Origin of the sequence: Pseudomonas sp. B19125 (genome assembly GCF_044218855.1) — a bacterium.
GTDB lineage: Bacteria > Pseudomonadota > Gammaproteobacteria > Pseudomonadales > Pseudomonadaceae > Aquipseudomonas > Aquipseudomonas edaphica.
On record NZ_CP162589.1, the window covers coordinates 402,792 to 428,773 of the forward strand.

At 56.1% G+C, this 25,982-nt stretch carries 22 protein-coding genes; 7 read left to right on the top strand and 15 right to left on the bottom strand.

Annotated elements, in window-relative coordinates; translation table 11 throughout:
* Nucleotides 1–120: 120 nt before the first annotated feature.
* The gene (locus AB4P96_RS01750) at nt 121–1,008 is read right to left on the bottom strand and encodes a lysophospholipid acyltransferase (protein ID WP_017135141.1); all 888 of its coding nucleotides are present in this window, start codon (nt 1,006–1,008) and stop codon (nt 121–123) included.
* A gap of 40 nt (nt 1,009–1,048) precedes the next feature.
* Entirely contained in the window at nt 1,049–1,606 is a 558-nt protein-coding gene (locus AB4P96_RS01755) for a DNA-3-methyladenine glycosylase I (RefSeq protein WP_017135140.1), read from the bottom strand.
* Nucleotides 1,607–1,687: 81 nt separating this feature from the next.
* Here AB4P96_RS01755 and glyQ point away from each other — a divergent pair, with 81 nt between their 5' ends.
* From glyQ to AB4P96_RS01775, 4 genes are all read left to right on the top strand, one after another.
* Nucleotides 1,688–2,641 carry a glycine--tRNA ligase subunit alpha gene (glyQ, locus tag AB4P96_RS01760; RefSeq protein ID WP_003187265.1) on the top strand — a complete coding sequence of 318 codons (954 nt, stop codon included), beginning with the start codon at nt 1,688–1,690 and terminating at the stop codon, nt 2,639–2,641.
* Nucleotides 2,638–4,692, top strand: a complete 2,055-nt coding sequence (gene glyS / locus AB4P96_RS01765) for a glycine--tRNA ligase subunit beta (protein WP_176992448.1) — start codon at nt 2,638–2,640, stop codon at nt 4,690–4,692. Before glyQ ends, glyS begins: the two co-directional genes overlap by 4 nt.
* Before the next feature lie 2 nt (nt 4,693–4,694).
* Entirely contained in the window at nt 4,695–5,231 is a 537-nt protein-coding gene (gmhB, locus tag AB4P96_RS01770; RefSeq protein WP_017135138.1) for a D-glycero-beta-D-manno-heptose 1,7-bisphosphate 7-phosphatase, read from the top strand.
* Nucleotides 5,232–5,313: 82 nt separating this feature from the next.
* Nucleotides 5,314–6,084, top strand: a complete 771-nt coding sequence (locus AB4P96_RS01775) for a 1-acyl-sn-glycerol-3-phosphate acyltransferase (RefSeq protein WP_017135137.1) — start codon at nt 5,314–5,316, stop codon at nt 6,082–6,084.
* 181 nt (nt 6,085–6,265) lie between these two features.
* Here AB4P96_RS01775 and AB4P96_RS01780 read toward each other — a convergent pair whose 3' ends face one another.
* On the bottom strand, nt 6,266–8,545 hold the full coding sequence (locus AB4P96_RS01780; RefSeq protein WP_395600455.1) for a CHASE2 domain-containing protein: 2,280 nt from the start codon (nt 8,543–8,545) through the stop codon (nt 6,266–6,268).
* 3 nt (nt 8,546–8,548) lie between these two features.
* The gene (locus tag AB4P96_RS01785; protein WP_170040599.1) at nt 8,549–9,478 is read right to left on the bottom strand and encodes a FecR domain-containing protein; all 930 of its coding nucleotides are present in this window, start codon (nt 9,476–9,478) and stop codon (nt 8,549–8,551) included.
* Between the two features lie 293 nt (nt 9,479–9,771).
* Here AB4P96_RS01785 and AB4P96_RS01790 point away from each other — a divergent pair, with 293 nt between their 5' ends.
* The gene (locus AB4P96_RS01790) at nt 9,772–10,491 is read left to right on the top strand and encodes a response regulator transcription factor (RefSeq protein ID WP_017135134.1); all 720 of its coding nucleotides are present in this window, start codon (nt 9,772–9,774) and stop codon (nt 10,489–10,491) included.
* Between the two features lie 980 nt (nt 10,492–11,471).
* Here the strand turns inward: AB4P96_RS01790 and AB4P96_RS01795 are convergent.
* The gene (locus tag AB4P96_RS01795) at nt 11,472–12,188 is read right to left on the bottom strand and encodes a hypothetical protein (RefSeq protein ID WP_395600456.1); all 717 of its coding nucleotides are present in this window, start codon (nt 12,186–12,188) and stop codon (nt 11,472–11,474) included.
* The gene (locus AB4P96_RS01800; protein WP_169987917.1) at nt 12,179–14,152 is read right to left on the bottom strand and encodes a patatin-like phospholipase family protein; all 1,974 of its coding nucleotides are present in this window, start codon (nt 14,150–14,152) and stop codon (nt 12,179–12,181) included. Before AB4P96_RS01800 ends, AB4P96_RS01795 begins: the two co-directional genes overlap by 10 nt.
* A gap of 340 nt (nt 14,153–14,492) precedes the next feature.
* Between AB4P96_RS01800 and AB4P96_RS01805 the strand changes: the two genes are divergently transcribed.
* A complete protein-coding gene (locus AB4P96_RS01805; RefSeq protein ID WP_395600966.1) occupies nt 14,493–15,119 on the top strand; it encodes a DNA adenine methylase in 627 nt (208 codons plus the stop codon).
* Complete coding sequence (locus AB4P96_RS01810; RefSeq protein ID WP_047296914.1) at nt 15,119–15,952, top strand: 8-oxoguanine DNA glycosylase; 834 nt, start codon at nt 15,119–15,121, stop codon at nt 15,950–15,952. The genes AB4P96_RS01805 and AB4P96_RS01810 overlap by 1 nt, the downstream gene beginning before the upstream one ends.
* Here AB4P96_RS01810 and AB4P96_RS01815 read toward each other — a convergent pair.
* The 9 genes from AB4P96_RS01815 to gyrB form a co-directional block, all read right to left on the bottom strand.
* On the bottom strand, nt 15,887–16,630 hold the full coding sequence (locus AB4P96_RS01815) for a nitroreductase family protein (RefSeq protein ID WP_395600457.1): 744 nt from the start codon (nt 16,628–16,630) through the stop codon (nt 15,887–15,889). The two genes, AB4P96_RS01810 and AB4P96_RS01815, sit on opposite strands and share 66 nt — an antisense overlap.
* Complete coding sequence (locus tag AB4P96_RS01820; RefSeq protein ID WP_169987911.1) at nt 16,545–17,150, bottom strand: 7-cyano-7-deazaguanine synthase; 606 nt, start codon at nt 17,148–17,150, stop codon at nt 16,545–16,547. The genes AB4P96_RS01815 and AB4P96_RS01820 overlap by 86 nt, the downstream gene beginning before the upstream one ends.
* Nucleotides 17,147–18,358 carry a PfkB family carbohydrate kinase gene (locus tag AB4P96_RS01825; RefSeq protein WP_169987909.1) on the bottom strand — a complete coding sequence of 404 codons (1,212 nt, stop codon included), beginning with the start codon at nt 18,356–18,358 and terminating at the stop codon, nt 17,147–17,149. The genes AB4P96_RS01820 and AB4P96_RS01825 overlap by 4 nt, the downstream gene beginning before the upstream one ends.
* Before the next feature lie 20 nt (nt 18,359–18,378).
* Entirely contained in the window at nt 18,379–18,699 is a 321-nt protein-coding gene (locus AB4P96_RS01830; protein WP_395600458.1) for a hypothetical protein, read from the bottom strand.
* A 317-nt stretch (nt 18,700–19,016) separates the two neighbouring features.
* Entirely contained in the window at nt 19,017–20,381 is a 1,365-nt protein-coding gene (locus AB4P96_RS01835) for an RES family NAD+ phosphorylase (RefSeq protein ID WP_395600459.1), read from the bottom strand.
* 11 nt (nt 20,382–20,392) lie between these two features.
* Complete coding sequence (locus AB4P96_RS01840) at nt 20,393–20,713, bottom strand: hypothetical protein (protein WP_395600460.1); 321 nt, start codon at nt 20,711–20,713, stop codon at nt 20,393–20,395.
* Complete coding sequence (istB, locus tag AB4P96_RS01845) at nt 20,700–21,503, bottom strand: IS21-like element ISPsy20 family helper ATPase IstB (protein WP_395600461.1); 804 nt, start codon at nt 21,501–21,503, stop codon at nt 20,700–20,702. Before istB ends, AB4P96_RS01840 begins: the two co-directional genes overlap by 14 nt.
* Nucleotides 21,496–22,995 (bottom strand): IS21 family transposase, encoded by a 1,500-nt coding sequence (gene istA, locus AB4P96_RS01850; protein ID WP_395600967.1) that lies wholly within the window; start codon nt 22,993–22,995, stop codon nt 21,496–21,498. The genes istB and istA overlap by 8 nt, the downstream gene beginning before the upstream one ends.
* A 567-nt stretch (nt 22,996–23,562) precedes the next feature.
* On the bottom strand, nt 23,563–25,980 hold the full coding sequence (gene gyrB, locus AB4P96_RS01855) for a DNA topoisomerase (ATP-hydrolyzing) subunit B (RefSeq protein ID WP_017135133.1): 2,418 nt from the start codon (nt 25,978–25,980) through the stop codon (nt 23,563–23,565).
* Between the last annotated feature and the right edge of the window lie 2 nt (nt 25,981–25,982).

The following is a 25,982-nucleotide window of genomic DNA, read 5'->3' on the forward strand; positions in this document are numbered from 1 at the left end:
TGATCGTTCCCACGCTCTGCGTGGGAATGCAGCCCTGGGCGCTCTGCGCCTGCCCTTAAAACTGTGACGCGGAGCGTCACAGGCGGCGTTCCCACGCGGAGCGTGGGAACGATCACGTGGTCAGTACCAGCGCTCTTCACCCGGCGGGCGTTTCTTGAAGCGCTTCATGCTCCACATGTACTGGCTCGGGTAGGCGCCGACATAACGCTCCACCACCTTGCTCATCGCCGCGCAGGAGGTAGCCGTGTCGGTGCTGTACATATCTTCCGGCGCTGCTTCCAGAATCACTTTGTAACCCGAACCGTCCGGCAGCCTCAGGGCATGCAGGAACACGCCAACAGCCTTGTGGCCTGCGAGCATGTTCGGCACAAACTTGCTGGTCAGCGCCTGGGTGGCGAAAAACGGCACGAAGATGCCCGCAGATTCCGCCGGCTCCGGGTCAGCCGGAATACCCACCTGACCACCTTTGCGCACTTCCTTGATCACACTGAGGATGCCTTCCTTGGTGGACGCCGCCACGCGGTTACCCAACTGCACCCGCTGTTTTTGCAGCAACTCATCCACCGCCTTGAGCTTGGGCGGGCGGTAGAAAATGATCGGTTTGCACTGGTTGCAATAGAAGTGGTTCAACACTTCCCAGTTGCCCAGGTGGCTGGTGATACCAACCACGCCTTTGCCCGAGGCCAATGCCTCATGCAGCACTTCCAGGCCTTCGACTTCGCGCACCAGGTCGATGGAACGCTGTGCCGGCCAGATCCAGGCGCAGGCGCTTTCGGTCAGCGACTTGCCGATGTCCATCAGGCTTTGGCCCACCAGACGCTCGCGGGCGGCCGGGTCCATGTCCGGGAAGCATTTGGAGAGGTTGATCCGCACCGTGTCGCGGGAGCGGTTGGGGGTTTTCCACATGATCCAGCCAATCGCCGTGCCGACGGCCTGGACAGCGCGCCAGGGCAGCAGGGCAAACAACCGAAGAGCGCCTACCAGCAAGGCGCCTTTAAACTTTTCCACAGGTCACTCCTGATCGTGTGTGGTGCGCAAAGCGGGCATTCTAACCGGCGTTGGCCAAGTCCGCGTAACGGTCGCAGTCCTGAGTGTGGTCCATGACCATGCCCGAGGCCTGCATGAACGCGTAGCAGATGGTCGGGCCGACGAAGGTGAAACCGGCTTTTTTCAACGCTTTACTCATGGCTTCAGCCTCGGGGGTAATCGCCGGGACTTGGCTGCGATCGGTAAAGTGATTGACCTTGGGCACGCCGCCAACAAAGGACCAGAGCAACCCCACCGGATCTTCCAGCGCCAGCCAGGCGGCGGCGTTGCGGCGGGTGGCGTTGAGCTTTAGGCGGTTACGCACGATGCCTGGATCGAGCATCAGTGCTTCGATTTCAGCATCGGTCAGCCTGGCCAAACGCTGCGCATCAAAGCCGAACAAGACCTTTCGATAATGCTCGCGTTTGCGTAAAACGGTGATCCAGGACAGGCCCGCCTGGAACCCTTCGAGCAAAAGCAACTCGAACAAACCCTGCGCATCGCGCAGCGGCGTTCCCCACTCCTGATCGTGATAAGCCATGTACAGCGGATCTTCAGAACACCAAAAGCAGCGTGGCATAAGGCTCCAGGGAGTGGTGGCAGGGCCGAATCGGGTATACTCCCGCTCTTTAAATCGCAGCCCAAGTAACAGGTGAATTTCGTGAGCCAGCCTACGCCAGCCGTGCGTACCTTCCAAGACTTGATCCTCGCCCTCCAGCAATACTGGGCCGAGCAAGGTTGTGTGGTACTTCAGCCCTACGATATGGAAGTAGGCGCCGGCACTTTCCACACCGCTACATTCCTGCGGGCCATCGGCCCGGAAACCTGGAACGCCGCTTATGTGCAGCCCAGTCGTCGCCCGACTGACGGCCGCTACGGCGAAAACCCGAACCGTCTGCAGCACTACTACCAGTTCCAGGTGGTATTGAAGCCGAACCCGGATAACTTCCAGGAGCTGTACCTGGGCTCGCTGAAACATGTCGGCCTGGACCCACTGGTGCACGACATCCGTTTCGTCGAAGACAACTGGGAATCGCCAACTTTGGGCGCCTGGGGCCTGGGCTGGGAAGTCTGGCTCAATGGCATGGAAGTGACGCAGTTCACGTACTTCCAGCAAGCCGGCGGTATCGAGTGCTACCCGGTGACCGGCGAGATCACCTACGGTCTCGAGCGCCTGGCCATGTACCTGCAAGGCGTGGATTCGGTCTACGACCTGGTGTGGGCTGACGGCCCGTTCGGCAAAGTCACCTACGGCGACGTGTTCCACCAGAACGAAGTGGAGCAATCCACTTACAACTTCGAACACGCCAACGTCGACAAGCTGTTCGAACTGTTCGACTTCTATGAAAGCGAAGCCAAGCGCCTGATCGAACTCGACCAGCCGCTGCCGTTGCCGAGCTATGAAATGGTGTTGAAGGCGTCCCATACCTTCAACCTGCTGGACGCCCGCCGTGCCATCTCGGTGACCGCGCGCCAGCAATACATCCTGCGTGTACGCACCCTGGCGCGTTCCGTCGCCCAAGCCTACCTGTTGGCTCGCGCCAAGCTGGGCTTCCCGATGGCAACCCCGGACCTGCGTGATGAAGTGTTGGCTAAGCTGGAGGCTGCACAATGAGTGCTCAAGATTTCCTGGTTGAACTGGGCACCGAAGAGCTGCCACCCAAGGCACTCAACACCCTGGCCGATGCGTTCCTGGCCGGTATCGAAAAAGGCCTGCACAGCGCCGGTTTGAAGTTCGCCGCGAAAAAAGTCTACGCCGCGCCACGTCGCCTGGCGGTGTTGCTGACCGCGCTGGAAACCCAGCAGCCGGACCGCAGCATCAACCTCGACGGCCCACCGCGCCAGGCGGCTTTTGATGCTGAAGGCAATCCGACTCAAGCCGCCCTTGGTTTTGCCAAGAAGTGTGGCGTCGAGCTGAGCGAGATCGACCAGAGCGGCCCGAAACTGCGCTTCAGCCAGGTCATCACCGGCAAGCCAACGGCAAGCCTGTTGCCGACCATCGTTGAAGACTCCCTGAACGACTTGCCTATCCCCAAGCGCATGCGCTGGGGTGCTCGCAAGGAAGAGTTCGTGCGCCCAACTCAGTGGCTGGTGATGTTGCTCGGTGACCAAGTCATCGACTGCACGATCCTCGCCCAGAAGGCTGGCCGTGATTCCCGTGGTCACCGCTTCCACCATCCAGAAGCCGTGCGCATCACCTCGCCGGCCAACTACGCCGCCGACCTGCGTGCCGCTTACGTGCTGGCCGATGCCAACGAGCGTCGCGAGCTGATCAGCAAGCGCACCGAAGAGCTGGCCCGCCTGCAGGAAGGCACCGCCATCGTGCCGCCAAGCCTGCTCGACGAAGTGACCGCGCTGGTTGAATGGCCGGTGCCGCTGGTGTGCTCGTTCGAGGAGCGTTTCCTCGACGTGCCGCAAGAAGCGCTGATCACCACCATGCAGGACAACCAGAAGTATTTCTGCCTGCTGGATGTGGACGGTAAGCTGCTGCCGCGTTTTATCACCGTGGCCAACATCGAAAGCAAAGACCCGCAGCAGATCATCGCCGGTAACGAGAAAGTCGTGCGCCCGCGCCTGACTGACGCCGAGTTCTTCTTCAAGCAAGACAAGAAGCAGAAGCTAGAAGACTTCAACCTGCGCCTGCAAAACGTGGTGTTCCAGGAAAAACTCGGCAGCGTCTACGACAAGGCCGTGCGCGTTTCCAAGCTGGCCGCCTACATTGCCCCACGCATTGGCGGTGACGCTGCCTGGGCAGCCCGCGCTGGCTTGCTGTCCAAGTGCGACCTGGCCACCGAAATGGTCGGCGAGTTCCCGGAGATGCAAGGCGTTGCCGGTTACTACTACGCCCTCAACGACGGCGAGCCGGACGATGTGGCCCTGGCTCTGAACGAGCAGTACATGCCGCGCGGCGCTGGCGCTGAGCTGCCGAGCACCTTGACCGGTGCGGCCGTGGCCATCGCTGACAAGCTGGACACCCTCGTCGGTATCTTCGGTATCGGCATGTTGCCTACCGGCAGCAAAGACCCGTATGCCCTGCGCCGTGCGGCTTTGGGCGTGCTGCGTATCCTGATCGACAAAAAGCTCGACCTCGACCTGACCCAGGCCGTGGTGTTTGCAGTCGGCCAGTTTGGCGCCAAGGTCAAGCAAGCCGGGTTGGCCGAGCAAGTGCTGGAGTTTGTGTTCGACCGCCTGCGTGCGCGTTATGAAGACGAAGGCGTGGACGTGTCCGTCTACCTGTCGGTACGTGCCCTGCAACCGGGCTCGGCGTTGGACTTCGATCAGCGCGTACAGGCCGTACAAGCCTTCCGCAAGCTGCCGGAAGCCGAGGCTCTGGCCGCCGTGAACAAGCGTGTGTCGAACCTGCTGAGCAAGGCCGACAACCTCGGCAATGCCGAAGTCGACCCTGGCCTGTTTGCCGATGCCAAGGAGTTCTCGCTGAACTCGGCCATCGCCAAAGCGGAAAACGCGGTGAAGCCGCTGCTCGCCGAACGCAATTACGCCGAAGCACTGGCGCGCCTGGCCACCTTGCGTGAGCCGGTGGATGCGTTCTTTGAAGCGGTGATGATCAATGCCGAAGATGCTGGTGTGCGGAAAAACCGCTACGCCATGCTGGCACGCCTGCGCGGCTTGTTCATCAACATCGCTGACATTTCTGTACTGGGCTGACCATGTTGAAACTGCTGATTCTCGATCGGGACGGGGTGATCAATTACGACTCCGACGCTTACATCAAGTCGGTGGCGGAATGGATTCCACTGCCCGGCTCGATCGAGGCCATCGCGCAGTTGAGCAAAGCCGGCTGGACGGTGGCCATCGCCACCAACCAGTCCGGCATCGCCCGCGGTTATTACGACATCGCCACCCTGGACGCCATGCACGCGCGTTTGCGCGCGTTAGTGGCCGAGCAGGGCGGTGAGGTGGGGCTGGTGGTGTACTGCCCCCACGGGCCGGATGAGGGCTGCGAGTGCCGCAAACCCAAGCCTGGCATGTTGAAAACCATTGCAGAACATTACAAGGTGCCGTTAGCTGGGCTATGGTTCGTCGGGGACAGCCTCGGTGACCTGGAGGCGGCCAAAGCCGTCGACTCTCAGCCAGTTTTGGTTAAGACCGGGAAAGGCGAAAAGACCCAGGCGAAAAACCTGCCGGTAGGCACTCTGATTTTTGACGATCTGGCGGCGGTTGCCGCAGAACTTATTAACAACTAGCCGCCCTCGACTTCCTGAACAAGGATTGCTCGGGAGTGTGCTTTTAGCAGGCGGGCCATGTCCCGCAACGGTAAATGCTGCCATGTCGATTTTGCAGGCCATCAGAACCTTCTTCTTTTACCTGCTGCTGGGCACCAGTTCGTTTCTGTGGTGCACCCTGAGCTTTTTTATCGCGCCGTTCCTGCCGTTCAAGGCGCGTTATCGTTTTATCAACGTCTATTGGTGCCGCTGTGCGTTGTGGCTGACCAAGGTATTCCTGGGCATCCGTTTCGAGATCAAGGGCGCTGAAAACGTCCCGGACCAGCCCTGCGTGATTCTGTCGAATCACCAGAGCACGTGGGAAACGTTCTTCCTGTCCGCGTACTTCTCGCCTCTGAGCCAGGTGCTTAAGCGTGAGCTGCTGTACGTGCCGTTCTTCGGCTGGGCGATGGCCATGCTGCGGCCGATCGCCATCGACCGTGACAACCCCAAGGCGGCGCTCAAACACGTGGCCAAGAAGGGTGACGAGCTGCTCAAGGATGGTGTTTGGGTGCTGATCTTCCCGGAAGGTACGCGTGTGCCGTTTGGCACCGTGGGCAAGTTCTCACGCGGCGGTACTGCTTTGGCGGTCAACGCCCATCTGCCGGTGCTGCCGATTGCGCACAACGCCGGCAAATTCTGGCCGAAGACCGGTTGGGCCAAGCGTGAAGGCACTATCACTGTGGTCATTGGCGAGCCCATGTACGCCGAAGGTGAAGGGCCACGCGCCATTGCCGCACTCAATGACCGCGCACAGGCGTGGAATGAAGCGCAGCAACGGGCCATGGGTTCGCTGCCTCCAGAGCCGGTTGTAGTCGAGACACCTGCGATTTAGTGATCTGTGGATAACCTGTGTACGGTTTGTTGGCGAAATGGTGTTTTTTCCTCATAACAAGCTGATTTACTTACATATTTCCAAAGCTCATAAAATCGCGAAAAACGTGCATAAGTTTTTCCCGCATAAAAAAACCGGTCCTTGTGACCGGTTTTTTATGCACCGTGAAAAAGTACGTTTTTCAATCCTCGAGTAACGGCAGTTGCAGGCTGAAAGTCGAACCCTTACCCACCTCGCTTTCACATTGAATGCGACCGCCATGGCGCTCCACTACAGCTTTGACCATGGTCAACCCCAACCCCAAACCTTCACTGCCTTGGGCCGAATCGAAGCGTCGGTATTGGCTGAATAGCTCGGGCAAATCCTCTGGCGCAATACCGGGTCCTTGATCGCTGATGCGGCATTCCAGCCATCCTTGCGCGCTGCCGTGGCTCAAGGTGACGGTAGTACCGGAAGGGGAATACTTGATCGCATTCTCCAGCACGTTGAACAACGCTCGGGTCAGCAGCGATTGATCGGCGTACACCATGCCTTCATCGGCTTCGTCCAGATCATGAACCAGGTGGATGCCTTTAAGTTGGCCAATGACCGCCACTTGATCGAAAGCATCCATAACCAGCATGGCAAACAGCGTGGGCTGAAACTGGTAGCCATCGGCCTCAGCTTTGGCCAGTTGTACGAAGGATTCAGTCAGGCTCAGCGCGCGCCTGACCTGTTGCTCGATCTGAGCAAACACCGGCGACTCACCGCCATGCACATCCAGCAGCGCCAGGATCGCCGAGTGTGGCGCACGCAGGTCATGGGACAGGAAGCGCAGCATGGTTTCGCGGTGCTGCTGCGCTTCGCGCTCTTTGCTCAAGTCTGTGAGGCTCATCAGCCAGCCGAGGGCGACGTCGCCTTCAGCCGGCAGCAAAGGGGCAAGTTCAATGCGCAGGCTGCGCTGATGGATGTCGCGAAACTCAACGAGTTCCAGCGCTGAGAGAGCAGGGCGCACGCCATTGTGCAGCGGCGGATAACCCAGGTCGGCGAGTTGTTCGAGGAGGTTTTGGTTGACCAACTCATTACTGAACACCTCACGCGCAATCCGGTTGGCCAGCAGGATGCTGCCTTTGGGGTCGGTAATCAGCGTGGCCACCGGCAGGCACTCCAGACCGTCGGCCATAAACCGCCGGGTATCGCGTGTACGGCTTACCGCTTGTTCCAGGGCAAAGATCCGCGCTTGCAGCACATCTCCCTTGCTCGCGGGCGCACGACGACGCTCGGGCAGTACTTTGGGTTCGTTATCCAGCCGCGCAAGCTCCCAGCCGAAGTAGGCCAGGATCACGCTGAGGCGCCGCCAATTCCATATCAGGTAGCTGAGCAGCAAACCAATCAGGCACGCGGCCGGTGACCACCAGTGGCCCTGGCGCAGCAACACCCACGCGCCGAGCAATGCGGTGGCCATGCAGCCCAGGGTCATCCAGAGCGCGTAGCGTGGGCGATACAACAACAGGCCCAGTAACAATGCCACCCAGGCAGTCGCCATCAAGGCCGACACCGCGCCGGGTAGATCAACGATGCTGCGCCCTTGCAGCAGGCCGTTGAGCACGTTGGCCTGGATCTCAACACCCGCCGTGGTGCCGACAGTCGAGGAGAGTGGGGTGACGAAACGATCGCCCATGCCGGACGCAGTGGCGCCTACCAGAATAAGCCGACCCCGCAGCCGTTCAGGGTCGACCTCACCGCGTATAACGCTGGCGTAGGAGACCGTAGGAAAGCGGGTGTCGGCAGCGATGAACGGGATCCGAATGGCGTGCTCCCGGTGCCAGGACGGGTTAATCGGTTGCTGGGGTTCTCCTGGCATCTCAGAGGCCTGGCCGCTCAATGCATAGGCCACCCACGCCAACTGCGGCGTGGTGTCACCGGGTGGGCCTTCACGCATAAACAGGCTGCGCACTACGCCGTCACTGTCGGCTTCAACATTGATATGCCCGAGACCTTTAGCACACTTGAGCAGCGGCAACATATGCGCGTCCGGCGTGCTGTAGTTCGCCGCTTCCTCACGCAGCAACGGCAGTACCACGTTGCCGGCGTTGCACACGGCGGCTGCCAGGCGTCGGTCGTTGGCAGGCACACCGGGCTCACTGAAGATCACATCGAAGAGGATGGCCGCTGGCTGCGCGGCGCTCAGGCGGTCGATCAGGTCGGCGTGCAAACTGCGCGGCCAGGGCCAGCGGCCCAACTCTTTCAGGCTAGGATCGTCAATGGTCACCAGCACGATGCGCGGGTCTACCGGCAACGGCGCCAGGCGCCTGAGGCTGTCATACAGCGGGTTGTTCAGCGCCAGGCCCGGGCTCAACGAGAGGTAGGCCGTCATTGGCAATAACAGCAAACCTATCCACAACCACTCGCGCACCAGGCCGTGGAACAAGCGCTGGGCATGAGTGGGCTGGCGTTTCTCGGCCTTGTGCCAAAGCATCATGGGTTAACCATCGCTGGCCTGTACCTGAGTGGCGGGTGGGTAATAGAAGATGTCATAGACCCCGGTTTCTCCCTCCAGGCCCTGCGCGTCGTAGGCGGACAAACGCACGTGGTAAAACGATGCTTTGAGCCCAGTGAAGCGCATTTTCGGCTCACTGGAAAAGTTTTCCTGCTTGATGTTCATAAAGGCTGAGTCGGTCGCGACTTGGGCGCGGTAGCGCTGTGCACCGGGTAATGGCCGCAGGTACAGGCTCCAGACTGGCGACTGACCTTTTTGGCCATCCTGGCCGATTAATACAGGCGCGGGCAAAAGCGCCACGGGCTTGAGTTCACCTTGTTGTCTGATCAGCAGACCTTGGCGTGCGTCCACCTTCACTTCGGCTGCGGCGCTGCCTGCTGCACGGTTAACCGCTACCTGGCCATTCAGCACCTCCAGCACGGATTGCTCGCCGTCATTGCGCACGCGAAAGTGCGTGCCACGCACGCCCAGAACGCCGACGGGCGTCACGATCTGAAAACGGTCGTAGTCACTGGCCCGTTTGATCACATAGGTCTCGACCTGGCCCTGTTCCAGAATGACCTGGGGAATCGCCTGTTTTTGCACCAGGTGCAGACGCACCTGTGAACTGGAGGGCAGCACCACACTGGAACCATCACCCAGGCGCAGGCTGACGAAAGCCGATGTCGAAGTCTTCACGCCTTCTTGCTCATCAATGCTCATCCCTTCCAGTAGATGCTGCGCCCCGCCTTTGGCATCGAGCTTCCAGGCTTCACCCGTCAAATGCTGCACAACTGCTGGCAACGGGTGCGCACGGCACAGGAACGGCTCGTCAATATAAGCAGGGCGATAGGGCGTTGCAGCCTGAGCTGTACTGATGACCAGGGCCAGTAACGCGGGTAGGGCACAGCATAATCGATAGGCAGAACAGGTCATGGAGCTCATCACCCGAGTAGTTTCAGACGGCATCTGACCTCAGCACATACAGGTCTACGGCAGCGCATGTGTCGGCTGATCCTTTTCCTCAAGGGTAGGAGCCGGTATCTTTCGCCTGGTAGGTACGCAAGACTTTAAACGGGTTTACGGCCCTTTGATATCAGCGTACCGATAGATCCTGTGAGCATTGAGTCTGGCCATAATTATTCAGATTCAACCACAGGCATCTGTGCATTACCTACGCGATTGAACAGACCGTCGGCTGTCGTATTTTTTGTAGAAAGGACCCACCCATGCGTGTCGCAATACTGGACGACGAACCCGCTGAATTGCGTCGGGTTGAACAGACGCTGCGACAGATCCCCAGCACCGCAGAGCAACCCTGGTCCCTGCATTTCTTCGAACGCGGTGAAGACCTGCTGCGCCAACTGCGCCGCGAAACCTTTGACCTGTTGATCCTCGACTGGCAACTGCCGGACATCACAGGCATCGCATTGTTGCGCTGGACCCGCGAGCACATGGACTCACCACCCGCCGTAATCATGTTGACCAGCCGCGATGCCGAGAGCGATATCGTCACCGCACTCAACAGCGGGGCGGATGATTACGTCAGCAAGCCGTTTCGGCCAAACGAACTCAAGGCTCGGGTCAACGCCGTGCTACGCCGCCATGGGCTGCAAAAGCCAGCGACTAATGAGGTGCAGAGTTTCAACGACCTGACCTTTGATGATGCCGAACTGACGGTGACGCGCGCGGGTAAGCCGATCAATCTCACTGAGCGTGAATACCGCCTGGCCAGTTGCTTGTTCGCCAACCTGGCTCGGCCACTGTCTCGGGAATACCTGTATGAGCGGTTTTGGAGCCATGAAGAAATGGTCTCCTCACGGCCACTGGATACACATATTTATCGGCTGCGTAACAAGCTGGGGTTGACCGCAGACCGGGGCTGGCAGCTGCTGACCATCTACGGGTATGGCTATCGGTTGGAGAGTGTGGCGGCGGCCCAAGGTTAAAAACAGTGATGTTCCACGTGGAGCAATTGTAAAACGCTTAAGTTTCACCCAATAAAAAAGGCCAACGCTGAGCGTTGGCCTTTTTGTTTTAGCGGGTAGCCTGATGTAGGTTCACAAAATAGCTGATTTGAGAGGTCTAGCAAACACTGGGAGAGAATCATTTTTTCTGTTCAAGCCTGGCGGAGGAATCACAGAAAAAATGAGAAACGCCTAATGGATTCACAAAATAGATGCGCTCCCGGCCCGCCGCAATTTTTAAGGCGTGACCGTTTATTAACGAGGCTTGCACCCCTGATGAGAGGAAACGATAAACTCCGGTTTTGGAGCACGTCTGCCGGTGACGCCACAAGGTGACTGCCATGCCTCCAAGATCTAGTTTGATTCAACCAAAACCTATTAGTTACAGGATAAAGTCACCATAACCTAGAGGTCTGGCCAATTTCAAACTACCCTTCAGGTAGAGAATATCGATACTAGCTGAAGGGCTAGAGCTAGGACGCTAATCGCTAATACTCACCTTTCGTTTATTCCAAATACATAAAGGGACGAGCGGAACAGCCATCTACGTTCATTCCGATTATCCAAAGTTGACTTGGAGGTAACAGTGGAATGACTTCAAAAAACTTTTCGTATCTAGAGAGATGCTGTCCTCCGAGTCCACTGGATTAGAACATCTGTTGCCAACACCTCAGATCGCAGTAGCTATTAATTCAGACCTCAATGCAACAATAGTAGAAAATTTCTACACATGTAATCTCTGCCTAGAGGGGAATAGTTAGGGCAGTATGATGCGAAACCCATAAACCAAATTCCCGGGACAAGAAACAGAAAATATCTCCTAACTAAAATTGTAGATCAAATGAAACCGAAGATCGGAACGGCTGTGCCCTCATGCGCAGAAAAAATGGAGAACAGCCAACCTGCATTACTTTATATGAGGCAGAACCCCATGCAACTCGAGGCCGTACAGGGTTATGGCGTTAGCCGTGATCATCTCGCCTGTGCTTATCACATGGCTTAAAATTAATCGTATGTTCGTCATGAGTAATGGCTGCATGGACTCCCTTGGCTTCAACAAGCGCGGCCAAACTCATATGGTCACCATCCTTCTGCCATAGCTCACTATCTGCCCGATGATGCTTAGGCTTAAAGTGCTCAATACTCGTCCAACCGGCCTGTTTTGCCCATAAGTCTGTTATTGCGCTTCTACCCTTATACTTGGCAGAATTATTTAAACCCATGTCGCTTAGCTCGTAACTCAGTAAGGATTCGCGAATCCCGCGCAATTGTTTTTCCCAAGCGCCGGTGTTCCCTTCAGCCCCATGGAAAGCAGCTAGACGACTACGCCTCAGAGTATTCTCTGTAAGTTCATCAAACTGGGCTTTTTTTCCGCTCCTTTCCCATTGCTCGTAACCTAATTCATCTAGTTCTCTGAGAAGATTCTCGTGCCTCAAACTACGTTTGTAGGCAGTTTCTGCTTCCCGCTCATGCAGCACGCCCATGATACGCTTGTGAATGGCAAGAGACTGAGGCCGTTGCGTCCGATCCCAATCTTTTAAAGCTGATGTATGTTCATCGACGTCCATTGCCACGTAATGCATCTTAGAGGTAGTGGCCCGGATCTCACGCAATCTGTCGAGCCGTTCCTGCAACTCATCCATCCACTCATCGCTGGGCTCAAACGAATCTATATCCATGTGTTCTCCCCCTGAACGGCACGCATCAAGTCGTGCTCGTCAAAATAATCTAACACTTCAGTAAATGCATTGGTCATGAAGGAATTCAAGTAGAGCTGGACGGACGGCATATCCCCATGGATTGGGAACGTGGAATCAACAACGACCGCGCAAAGACGTTCGCGACGCCCCGGTTCAAGCTCGCCCCGGAGGCGGACCGGGAAGCAGGCAACCCACCGGACCCCAGACCAGATCCGCTCCCCTTTGTATTCATCCACCCTCACCCCACGTCGAGGTATGGGGAATAGTTGTGGCCTACGCTTTTCAAATGCCTTTTTGAAAATCCAGCAATCAGAACGGCGCGAAACAGCCCGATCAACCTCAGCCTCGTAATAACCTTGAGTGAAAACGTTGGACAACGTAGCAACGTTCCCGCCCCGCTCGGCCACAATGGCGACGCGTACCCGTGGCCTAAGTGGTTCTCTACACCATTGCCCCGCGCCTTCCTGAACAGCATTTACAAACCAACCGTGGAGATGGTTTGCGGCATCGCCTAACGCATTCCGGGTGCCGAGTTCTTTGGTGAGGCGGACAGTAACTGCAGACGACGCCGCATACACTTCAGCGCGAACATCCTCAGCTGAAGCGCCGAATGCCATCATTTTCAGCTTCGGCACCAAGGGAATCTTTAGGGTGCTGCCCGTTGCGCGTGTATGAACCATACTTGATCCATTTATCACGGTCTCCAAAGCTGCCGCTGCCCAGTGTTTCGCCCCTCGAACTTCTTCTGACTCAATGCTCAGTGCAATAGTTCCTACATCGGGATCCTGTAGGCGCTCCTCATCGAATGGCCATGCTGGTAAATTCGATACCAACCCACCGTCCAAAAACTGCCCGTCAACTGCAACAACGTGAGTTTCAGTGTGTCGATTAAACGAAAGATTCCAAGGTTTAAACACGAAAGGAAGGCATACAGAAGCAGCTACTGCGTCGCCTATCTTTACATCCGGAGTCCGCTCCTCGCAAAACAATTCCAAGCACTCATGGGCGACATTCGTCGCCACAATCTTAAGCGGAATAGTAGGGTTATTTTCAGACCTCGCCTTTTTTAAATCGCTAAAAGTAATATTGCCAGAGTTTGGATAACCATTCGCCCGTAGCTTTTCAGAAATTGCGTTATCTATCAATAGCGAGACATTCCCAACATTGTTAAGCCCAGCAAAAAAACCCGACAAGGTTTTGTATATCCAACGCCCTACAATCAAAATAAAGAAAATTAGCAAAGAAACAAATATCACCGTTGCACCCGGCATTATCTTCACCGCATACTCGACGGAAAATCCAATAGCAATAAGCAATAGAAGCGACAGGGTAGCTACATAAAGCACATCCACACTGATTTTCAGAGTGAACCACGTCCCTGTTATTAATGAGCATGAAGATCGAGTGAAAAACCTCCAATAGCGCTTCAGCCTGCCAGGCTTTTCAGCTAATGGATCGAGCTTTTTTTTAAGAACCTTACAACCAACAAGTGGATCGTGATTGGAGCGATCTGCCTTGGAACCTTTACCGAAGGTAAATACTTTGATAATGGCGCTAATTAAAATAGCTAGACCAAGCCCAATCCTCTGCCACATCCTAAGTGTTTTCCAACCATTGCCTGGGAAAATAGCGGTTGGCTGTTCAAAACCCAGCGTCTCTGCACTGTGGCTGAATAAATGCTCCCGGGTTTCAAGATTCACAAGTTCGTCGGCTTTATAGCCAGCAGCAACCAAAGCGGCAACCATAGATCCTGCAGAGGTTCCGGAAACTCCTCTAATCTTATAGTCAAATTTTTCGATGGAGCTCAGCGCTCCTACGTGGGCGATCCCTTTTGCACCGCCTCCCTGCATGGCAAGGAAAATCGGACGAGGATCCGTTAGGTCAGTTTCAATCGAAACCTCAGCACTGCCTTCAACCGGCAGTGAGTTCACATTGGAGTTCATGAATAGGGCGTGTCCATTGCTCAGATCTTATTGCGCTCAGGCTCGGCTGGGAGGCCTTCTGGTCCCGCCCATCCATGCGCGTTTTCCTGACTGACTTTAGATGGAACTTCTAGAGCAGGCCATACGAAGTAAAGTCAGAATGCCATCATAGCAGATTGACGTAGTTGGACACATAAATGGCTTAAGGCCCATCTGAATTTTATGACTCCGCCTTTAACCGAACTCCACACATGGTGGCCGTTCGGCGCTTCGCCTTGACATCATCGTCATTTCTGACGATGCTTGCGACATGAGATATCCAGGCGGAAAAGGCAAGTGCTACCAGCGCTTGATCAATCTGATGCCACCGCATCAGACATACATCGAATCCCACCTTGGTGGCGGGGCAGTCATGCGCAACAAAAAGGCTGCGCAGAGGAATATTGGCTTGGACCTCGACGCCAAAGTCATTGAGCTTTGGCGAACGAAGCTTCCAGATACCTGCGAACTCCACCAAGTCGATGCAGTTGCGTTCCTTGAAGGGTATCCGTTCGAAGGCCAGGAGTTGGTCTATGTTGATCCGCCCTACGTCCCTGAAACCCGCCGCCGAGCGAAGGTCTATCGATGCGATTACTCGGAAGAAGACCACATCCGCTTACTGCGGTGCTTGGTCGCATTACCTTGCAATGTGATGCTTTCAGGCTATGACTGTGATCTCTACAACCGCGAGCTCATCGGGTGGCGCAAGGTGAGTTTTCCAGCTAAGACCCATGTAGAGCTGCGCGAGGAGACGGTGTGGATGAACTTCGAACCTCCCAGCCGTTTGCACGACAGTCGATACATGGGCGAAACATTCCGAGACCGCCAAACCATTCAGCGTCGCCAAACCAGGCTCCGTACTCGTATCGAGAGCCTAGATCCCATTGAGCGACACGAGTTACTGCAATGGATGCAGGAACACTACGGCATTGCCGAGGAGGCCGCCTGATGCAATTAGGCGCTATTTTCATGGATCAAGCGGTCTTCAATGTCGAGCTGCCCAAAGCAGACGCCGAAGTTATTCCGGGCGTCCCGTGGGGAGCCATGGAGGCATTCCCAACTCCTGCCTACTGGGCGTACCAAGTGTACGCACGCCGTCTCACTGGCGATCGGATCAACTACAAGCTCGGGGCAACGCTGAAAGAAGAAGTTGGCGCGTGCTTGTTGGGGGGGCATGGCATCCCCGCTAGCGTCGGGCTCGCCGCCTTTCACCACGTCAAAGAACGCGGTGCCTTTGGCGACCAACCACCTTCAGAAGAAAGCCTGCTCGAGTGGCTGAAAGAGCCCCTTGTTATCGATGGTCGCCAAGTGCGGTACCGCTTCGCCACTCAAAAGGCTCGCTACCTCAGCGCGGCTCTTCAGAAGCTGTCTGCTGAACGGCCTCCGTTAGGCTCCGGCAAAGCGCTGCGCGACTGGCTGCTGGATATTCCAGGCATTGGTTACAAGACCGCATCGTGGGTTGCCCGTAACTGGCTGGATGCGGACGACGTAGCAATCCTGGACATCCACATTCTCCGTGCCGGGCTACTGGGTAGGTTCTTCGAGAGCAACTTGACCGTTGAGCGACACTATCTGGAGCTGGAAGAGCAGTTCATCCGCTTCAGTAAAGGACTTGGAGTCAGGGCATCGGAGCTCGATGCCCTGATGTGGTTGGAGATGATGTCATCGCCCGCCACGGTGCACAGCATCATGGGCATGGGGCACCACGCACCTGATTCAGGTTCTCGTAGCAGACCCAAGAAGAGCAAGGCCAACCCCAGCCAACTTTCCCTGATCGGCTAGGGTACTGGCCCAAGGCTCACCGGTGATACCCAGCGGACAGAAGTTGAGTCCCTGGGCTGTCGCAGTTAATGCCATGACCGCGAGTAGCACACCCGCGTCACGCCAAACAAGGCTGCATCCATCTTGGTATTTACCCAATGTTTTTCCGGGCTCGGCCAGAAACAGAATTCGTGTTGCCTCATCACCGCCCAGAACCCGCAGACTTAGTTCATAAAGGCCTGCAAGCTTGCCGGTCGAATGTCGGAGTTCCACCAGTTGGTGGGCCCTAGGCTCATACATCCACCATCGATCATCTTCGGGCCGCTTAACGACGATATGTATAGGGTGGATCGCTCCAGCCGAGGGGGCCGCTCGATGCTCCAGATCAAAACCTAGGTTTGACGTACCGGATCCTCGAGTTCTGCATGCATGCCAGAGGAAGGCTCCGAGCTGCAGGTCATAGACGACGCCGAACTCGCGATGCGACGCACGCGCATCCAAAACCTCGCCGAACGGCCGGTCTAACGCCTCCGAGGAAGCAGGGAGCGGGCAGACATCACCAATTTCCCACTCGAGAGGCTCATACCACTCAGGAGCCAGCCTTGGAGTTGGGTCACCCAGGTCGATCCAAGTCATACCCCACCTCTTGAAACACCTCCATGTATTTGTTGCAGCCACGGCAGTTGCCACACGCAACATGCGACTTGTGGCAGCTGTGCGCCCAGGCCAAAAGACTCGCAGGGATGCCAGACTTACGGACAAGCTCAGCAGTAGAAAGCTCAATTGCAGGAGCTTCCACCACCATGCCACCCTCCTGTAGGGATAGCAGATGGCTGATCGCCGACATGAACTCGGGCGAGCCATCCCTATGGAAGCCATCCGATTTCACGGTGCCCAACCACAAGTGCGTTACGCCGAACGAGATTGCCTTCATCGCCGCCAGTGTAACCAGCATCTGATTCCGGTACGGCCACCAATCCGAGGCTGGAGCCAGGCTGTCGGCTTGGCTGCCTGCCATATCTCCCGAGCCCAGCTGGCGGCAGTCAATCTCAATCACATGATGAGGGATTTCCAACTGTTTGCAGATCGTCCTAGAAGCCTCGATCTCGGCCTGCGCCGCAAGCTGACCGTAGTTCAGGGTGAACGCAATGTCCGGGTGCTTCCACCAGGCAATCGTCAATGAGTCCATCCCACCAGACAACAATAATCCTGTCTTCATAGCACTACCGATTCCCAGACCGTCTGATAGATCGCACTGACGTAGTCATCGGTGATGCGGCAGTCGGAGCCTTCCATCATTTTCTTGTCCTGTTCGGACTCATTTTCTGCGTAGAAAACGACAGGTTTGTTCAATGCCCGAGCGTAGCCAATCTCGTAGATTGTGCCCGAGTCAAGCCCATCACCAATCGCAAGTAGAACGTCGCAATCGCGCACCCCTTCAAGGTCCTTTTCGACCACGTCCTCAGCAGAGCCAAGACCTACGTCATGGTATGGGGAAAATACATCCAGCCCCATTGCCAGCAGGTCTCTGCGAGCCTGCCCGACCATCCACAGCTCTGCGAGGGTGAAGAATGGCCCTGCGAGGTACACCTTAGGGGCGTAGCCATCGCGATACCGAGCTGATGGCTGCAGTGGGTACGGCTTGAAGTCAGCAAGCAAAGCCTGGTCGGGGAAGCCTTGATTTTCGCAATAAAAGGCCGTCGCAACGGAGGCAACCGAGGCTGCATCGTGAGCCGAAAGGCCGTTATCCATCCATCCCAATGCGAAGTGGGCAGCGAAGGTATCTCCTGAGCCGATCTTCCATACCCGCTCAGTGCGGTATGCAGGTACCGTCGAGATTGCGCCGTTGTCATACACCAAGGCACCCAACGGCCCCATCTTGATGACAACTACCTCCGCGCTCTCCTGCTCGGCAAGCACGATTGCGAGCTCTTGTGCGGTCAACCCACTGGAAGTGGGCACCAACAGATTGGCCTCGTGGCGGTTCAAGACCAAAGCCAAGTGCTTTGCTTCAGAGCCATTGGCCCCAAAGGACTCCGTACCGTCGGCATTCTGTGGGTCAAACACCACGTACTCAGCATCAACCACTGCCGTTCCATCGATCATGCCGAATCGAAGCACCTTCTCGGCGCGAACCTGAAGCTCCAATTTAACGTGGGTGTCACGTCGAATATCTGGATTGGCGAGGCCATGGATGTACTCGAAAGTAACCCCTGCCTGCGCAGCTGTAGCCTTGAACTGGAACCCTTCTGCGGCTGCGCGAGCATCAACGACAATCTGGGTGTTGCTATCTACACAGGCATGTAATTCCACCTGTCCACCGAAACGGGCGATAGCAGTTGCAGCTCTCCCTGCCGAGCCATAAATATCGTCCCAGGCCGGGCGCATGCACCGCTCTCGGTAGACGCCTCCTACAATTGTGATCATAGAGCTCTCCTTGCTCGAAATTAAACGTGGTAAACCCGGAGGCGTACTTGACCTCCACCAAGTTGCAGCACACGTGCCTGGTACTGTTCACCCTGGCTCATGCAGCTTCGCAATTGGTTCAGATGTGGATCGACAATCCCTCCTGCCTCAGCGCCGTTCCAAAGTGCGGAGACGACTTGCTGGTTACCCGACTGCGAAAAGACAACGTCGAGGATGTCGTTGACGCTCAGCTGCCCAACCACCTGTGCTTTCGGTGAAGCTAGCTGGGTATCAAACTGAAGTGCCGCACAGGAAGTGGTGGGTGTAGATGGACCCAGATAGCTACCGCCAGAACCAGACATTCGCATCTCCTTTCGCGAGTCAAATTGAGTGCAAAGCAATATCACATCGCGAAGGCAAAAGGCCATAACATCCTCATGCTCAAGCGGCGACCGGCACAAACCAAGCATCGCCCCTTACCCGCGCTTCAGCCAGACCCCAAGACTCGTCACCATCTCGTCACAACGCATCGCTAAGCTGAATCGAATGGGCCAGCCTTCTCTGGTCTAGAGGAGGCCGACTTGTCCTCTCCGTCCATGCGAACAGATTCAACTGACTGCTCTGACAGACGATCGCGACGACTCTATGACTAGTTCGAAGCTGTTTGTCGACTGAAGCGTCAACCTTCCGCCTTCACTTCCCTCATTTCGAAAATCGGGCCTAACCGCTTGCTATTCAATTCGCTCATGAACAATCCGTAGATATGGTCGTAATGCTTGGCCTTGGTTTCAATCGCAGTGATTTTGTGGAACTGGATGGAGTCAGCCACGACAACAAGTCTAGCCGACGACCCATATAGGTTTTCCGCTGGCACGGCCTTCGGGGCAGAGCCATCTGCTGGATCAGAATTGGCCGGAGGCTCGTATAAGAGTCGACTGACTTCAGGGAAGAGAACCACGTTGGTTCCTGCCTCGCCCGTTTGGACGGAGGGGAACACCAGCCCATCCACGTACTTGCCGAAACGTAGCCGCAAGTACTCGAAAACCACCTGCGTCGACAAATAGCTCAACTCGTCATTGCGCGCCTTGGGTCGGGACATTTTCTTTACCAACGAGCCCAGGAAAACCTTCCGATGCAGTGAGTCGCGGAAGCCCTCATCCAGTAACGTAAGATCCGGGGGCTCTACTCGATCCAGCACTGTGAGGTCCAGGAGCTTCAGCTCGCCGATGGGTGTCAGGGCGGTACTGACTACGTGATCGCCGGTAATGGAGCGGATTTCGCTGAGGCAGGTCTCTCGCTCCAATGCGCAATACAGGGCGGAAATGCCATTCGGGGTCATCCGCTGGCTGCTGGCCAGGTGTTTTGGTGTAGGGCCGAATTGGCCGGCGGGATCGGCGATGATTTCCTCCGCCTGCTTTTGGTTCTGGGCGATGCGTGCGCGGTAGAGCAATTCGCCCTGGGCGATGGTCCGCATCACCTCCGGTTTGAGCTCGCCGCCGTCGGTCACCAGCAGCGAAAAGACGGAATCGAGGAACTTGTCGGCTCCTGAATTGAAATAACGGTGCTTGTAGTGGACATCATTAACGAACTTCTTCCAGCGATCCTCGTAGAAGTTCTGCTCCAACGTACCATCATCGCCGTAGAAATGCGTTTCGTCCCCCGCGTCATCAACCCTGAACTCACGTGGAACGCCATCGCACAGATCTTCAAAGTAGGGCTCTTTGCCGAGATCGAACCACTCCATGAGGACGATATCAATATCCGAAACGGCGATCTCGTCCGATCCGCACTCATACAGCAAGCCGAGTTCGTAGTGGGACAGGTCATCCTTGCCGGCTACATTCTCTGCTACACGGTCGTAGATGTAGCTGAACAGGAGACTCGGCTCCATTGTGTGCCCCAGATTGCCGCAGTACTTACAGTCAGCCTCCGTCCCGAGCGTGTCGAACAACCTCTTCAGTGGGGGCGGTGTCACGCAATCAATGCAAATCATAGGTTCTTCCCGGATCCCGCTTTTCTCGGCCATCTGCAGATGCGGCGGCATTAACGTATTGTTTACAGCAGGTCGCCAAGTACTTCCCTAGCAAGCTCAACCCTGTCCATCCTTCGATAGGGATGATCAACTGGCATTTGGATGAGGCGCTCGAACCAACGCGATTCAAAGGTGATGACGTCCTTGTAAACGTCCACAAGTGTTGGCGCTGATTGAAAACTGACCCACCCTGCCGATTGAAAAATGACCCAGGACGGATTGCTGATTTTTGCCCCAGCAATTGTGGATAAGCTTAGCAGCCGTGTTCCGGTTGACGATGCATCAAGCCCCGCCACATGTAGGCATGCGGCAGGGTATTTATGGTGCGGATCAAAACGGCTCATCGTCCTCGATACTCTCTTCATCCTTGCGCTTTCGTTCTCGTGATCTGATCTTCGTCTGGGCGGCCAATGTGCTGTGTTGCAGGCGGTAGGACTCGTTACCTGTTTCCACGATGTGGCAGTGGTGTGTCAGCCGATCCAGCAACGCTGTAGTCATCTTGGCGTCGCCAAACACACTCGACCATTCCGAGAAGCTGAGGTTGGTGGTGATGACCACGCTGGTGTGCTCGTACAGCTTGGACAGCAGGTGAAATAACAGGGCACCGCCGCTCTGACTAAAGGGTAAATACCCCAGCTCATCAAGTATCACCAGGTCTGTGCGAAGCAGTCCCTGGGCGATTCGGCCTGCCTTGCCATCGTACTTTTCACGCTCCAGCAGATTCACCAGATCCACCGTGGAAAAGAAGCGCACGCGTTTGTTGTGGGCCGTAATTCCGGATACCGCCAAGGCGCTGGCCAAGTGTGTTTTCCCGGTTCCAGGGCCGCCGATGAACACGACATTCTGCGCGGTCTCAGTGAACGCCAAGCTGGATAGATCGCTAACCAACCGGGCATCAGCGCTGGAAGCGCTGAAGTCAAAGCCGGCTAAATCACGGTGCATGGGGAGTTTTGCCATGTTCATCTGGTGGTTCACCGAGCGCACCGCGCGATCCGCCTGCTCCTGCTGGAGCAGATGTTCTAGCAGCCATTTCGATGAAGCCGTGGAGGCTGTTCCTTGAGAGACCAGTTCCTCCCAAGCACTGGCCATGCCATGCAGGCGCAATTCTTTGAGTTCTGCCATTAAGTCACGCATTGCGATTCTCCTCATCGGTCGTACGGAGCCGGTCGTAGCGCGCCGTATTGGCAACAGGCGCCACCTTGAGTTGCAGGCTGGTTTCCACGCAGGCAGGTGGTGCAGTGGAGGTCAGGCGAGCAAGGACATTGAGGATGTGATCGGCGCTCAGACTTCCCGACTCAAGCACTAGCTCCACCGCCACCAGCACCGGTTCGAGACCGGCGATAGGCACAGCAGCCAGTACCTGCATCATGATTCGATCACCGTTGGTGTGACGCCTCAGTCCCCGCTTGAGAAGCAGCAACGGCTTCGGTAGATCGGCAAATGGCGCGCCATTACGCAATGCCCCGGGCTTGCGTTCGATAAGCGGGATGTAATGCTGCCAGTCAAAACTGACCTGATCTCGATCAAAGAGGCGCTCGTGACTGGCGATCACCGTTTCATCGGCGATGACCACGATTCGCGAAGGATACAGACGGCTGCTGACCCACTGGCCGACTCGTTCACATGGCACTGAATAGCGATTTCGCGCCACGCTGATCAGGCAGGTGCTGGAGACCCGCACGGTACGTTCGACGTAGCCATCAAATGCTGTCGGCATCGGCATCATTTCAACCCGCTCCAGCTCCAAGACCTCGGCCACCGTCAGCCCGCTGTACTGCGGATGCACCAGCTCGCTCCAGAGCGCCCGGCAGCGTTGACCGAGCCAGATATTCAGCTCTTCGAAGTTGTGAAACATGCAATCTTGAGCGTCGATCCAGATGCGCCGTCGGCTGTCTTGGACGTTCTTTTCGACGATGCCTTTTTCCCAACCCGAGGCGACGTTGCAGAAGTCCGGGTCGAACAGGTAGTGGGCACACATGACAGCAAACCGGGCATTGACCGTGCGGCCTTTGCCTTTGTTAACCTTGTCGACAGCCGTTTTCATGTTGTCGTAAATGCCGCGACGCGGCACTCCGCCTAGCGCACCAAAAGAGCGGGTGTGGGCGTCGAACAACATCTCGTGGCCTTGGCTGGGATAGGCAACCAACCAGAACGCACGACTGGCGCACAGCTTCATGTGAGAGACCTGGATGCGTCGAAACAGGCCGCCGATCAGCAGACCTTCTTCGCTCCAGTCAAATTGAAAGGCCTCACCCAAGGCAAAAGTCAGCGGTACAAAAGCGCGTAAAGACTTGCCTTGCTCGCCTCGCCAAGAGCGTAAAAACGCCGTGAGCTGGCTGTAGCCGCCGTCATAACCCTCGGCCTTGATCTGTTCGAAAAGTGCTTTGGCGCTTCTGCGGTTGTGCTTTGCCCGGAACGAATCAGCTTTCAGCGCCTGTTCTAGCGTGTCGTGGAATGGGCTGAGTTTGTTGAAGATTGCGCACCGTTGGTAGGCCGGCTGAGTGGCTTCGGGCGCTCTGACCCACTTTCGGATGGTGTTCCTCGACAGCCCGGTACGCTTGGCTATCTGGTGCAGCGAGAGCTTGTCGCGGAAGTACATCCGCCGGATTTTTCCCAACATTTCCATGCTGATCACCCTGTGTTCTCCTGCTCGAAAAGTGAGCAGAAGCAGTTGAACACCTGGGTCAGTTTTCAGTCGGCAGAACAGCCTCTACTGGGTCAGTTTTCGGTCAGCGGCAACAGTTCCTCTTTTCTCTTTTAAGAATCCTCATACGCCGATACTGGCGTGTATTGCCGTAACCTCAGCAACTCAAGCTCGCCCTATCCGTACTATCGTATCGATTGAGGACGGAGCGTAATAATCAGACCAATGATGTTAAGCCAAGCTAACGTTACTGACAATTCCTTTATAGCGTTAATATTGGAAATGCCGTTATCTTATAGTTACATGTTATATGTAAAAATGTTCTATAGAACCTCTTTAAAATACACTTGCCGAATAACGGCTTAGGCAGCGTTTCTTCTTTAAGTCTTCTAATAAAAAGTCGTCGAATTTATAAAGCTGAATCGCTTATCCAAGACTTTCAATCGTGCAGACACAAAAAAGCCAACGCTTTATGAGCGCTGGCTTTTTTTTGTCGCGTGATTCAACTATTTGAGATTTTTCTCATCTATTTTGAAAACCTACACCTGATCAGAAATCCAGGTTAGACACCGCCAAGGCGTTGCTCTCGATGAAGTCACGGCGAGGCTCGACCGCATCACCCATCAGGGTGTTGAAGATCTGGTCTGCGCCAATGGCGTCTTCGATGGTCACGCGCAGCATGCGACGCTGAGCAGGATCCATGGTGGTTTCCCACAGTTGATCCGGGTTCATCTCGCCCAGACCTTTGTATCGCTGGATGGTGTGGCGCTTGGTGCTTTCAGCCATCAACCAGTCCAGGGCTTCCTTGAACTCCTTGACCGCTTTCTTACGCTCGCCACGCTGGATGTAAGCACCGTCATCCAACAGGGTGCTCAATTGCGCGCCGAGGGTAACCACGGTCTTGTAGTCGTTGCTGCCGAAGAAGTCGCGGTTGAAGGTGACGTAGTTCGACAGGCCGTGGGAGATCAGTTCAACCTCCGGCAGCCACACGTTACGTTCACGGTCTTCACGCAAGCTGGCTTTGTAAACCAGGCCAGACTTCTCGACGGTGCGCAGACGTACTTCGTACTGAGCCAGCCAATTCTGCATGTGGGCGTGATCGCCCAACTGCTCCAGGCTCACGGAAGGCAGGTAGATGAAGTGCTCGGTCAGCTCCTGAGGGTACAGGCGCGACAGACGCTTGAGGGTCTTCATTACCATGCGGAAGTCGTTAACCAAACGCTCCAGCGCCTCACCGGAAATGCCCGGGGCTTCGTCGTTCAAGTGCAGGCTGGCATCTTCCAGGGCCGACTGCGTCATGTACTCTTCCATGGCGTCGTCGTCTTTGATGTACTGCTCTTGCTTGCCCTTTTTCACTTTGTACAACGGCGGCTGAGCGATGTAGATGTAGCCACGCTCGATCAGCTCCGGCAACTGACGGAAGAAGAAGGTCAGCAGCAGGGTACGGATGTGCGAACCGTCGACGTCAGCATCGGTCATGATGATGATGTTGTGGTAACGCAGTTTGTCGATGTTGTACTCATCGCGGCCAATACCGCAGCCCAACGCCGTGATCAAGGTGCCGACTTCCTGAGAGGAAATCATCTTGTCGAAGCGGGCCTTCTCGACGTTGAGGATCTTACCCTTCAACGGCAGGATAGCCTGGGTGCGACGGTTACGACCCTGCTTGGCGGAACCGCCAGCAGAGTCACCTTCCACCAGGTACAGTTCGGAGAGGGCAGGGTCCTTCTCCTGGCAGTCAGCCAGTTTGCCCGGCAGGCCGGCGATATCCAACGCGCCTTTACGGCGGGTCATCTCACGGGCTTTACGCGCCGCTTCACGGGCACGCGCCGCGTCGATCATCTTGCCGACGACCAGCTTGGCTTCGTTCGGGTTTTCCAGCAGGAAGTCGGAGAAGTACTTGCCCATCTCCTGTTCCACTGCGGTCTTCACTTCGGAAGACACCAGCTTGTCTTTGGTCTGGGAGCTGAACTTTGGATCCGGCACTTTCACCGAGATAATCGCCGTCAGGCCTTCACGCGCATCGTCACCGGTAGTGGCCACTTTGTGCTTCTTGGCCAAGCCTTCCGCTTCGATGTAGGTGTTCAGGTTACGCGTCAGTGCGGAACGGAAACCCACCAAGTGAGTACCGCCGTCGCGCTGTGGAATGTTGTTGGTGAAGCACAACAGGTTCTCGTTGAAGCTGTCGTTCCACTGCAGGGCGATTTCAACGCCGATGCCGTCTTCACGCTGGATGTTGAAGTGGAACACCTGGTTGACCGCAGTCTTGTTGGTGTTCAGGTATTCAACGAACGCACGCAAGCCGCCTTCGTACTTGAACAACTCTTCCTTGCCGCTGCGCTCGTCCTTGAGGACGATACCCACACCGGAGTTAAGGAACGACAGTTCACGAATACGCTTGGCCAGGATGTCCCAGCTGAAGTGGATATTCTTGAAGGTTTCTGCCGAAGGCTTGAAATGGATCTGCGTACCGGTGGATTCACTGTCACCAACGATTTTCATCGGTTCTTGTGGAACACCATGCACGTAGGTCTGTTCCCAGATCTTGCCGCTACGGCGAACAGTCAGGATAAGCTCTTCGGACAGAGCGTTCACCACCGACACACCTACACCGTGCAAACCGCCGGAGACTTTATAGGAGTTGTCGTCGAACTTACCGCCGGCGTGAAGCACGGTCATGATGACCTCTGCCGCCGATACGCCTTCTTCTTTGTGCACATCGACCGGAATACCGCGACCGTTGTCGCGCACGGTGATGGACTCATCCGGGTGGATGATAATGCTGATGTCGTCGCAGTGACCGGCCAAAGCTTCGTCGATGGAGTTGTCGACCACCTCGAACACCATGTGGTGCAGACCGCTACCATCATCGGTGTCGCCGATGTACATACCGGGACGTTTGCGTACGGCATCCAAACCTTTCAGCACTTTAATGCTGGTCGAGTCGTACGTGTTTTCTTCGCTCATGC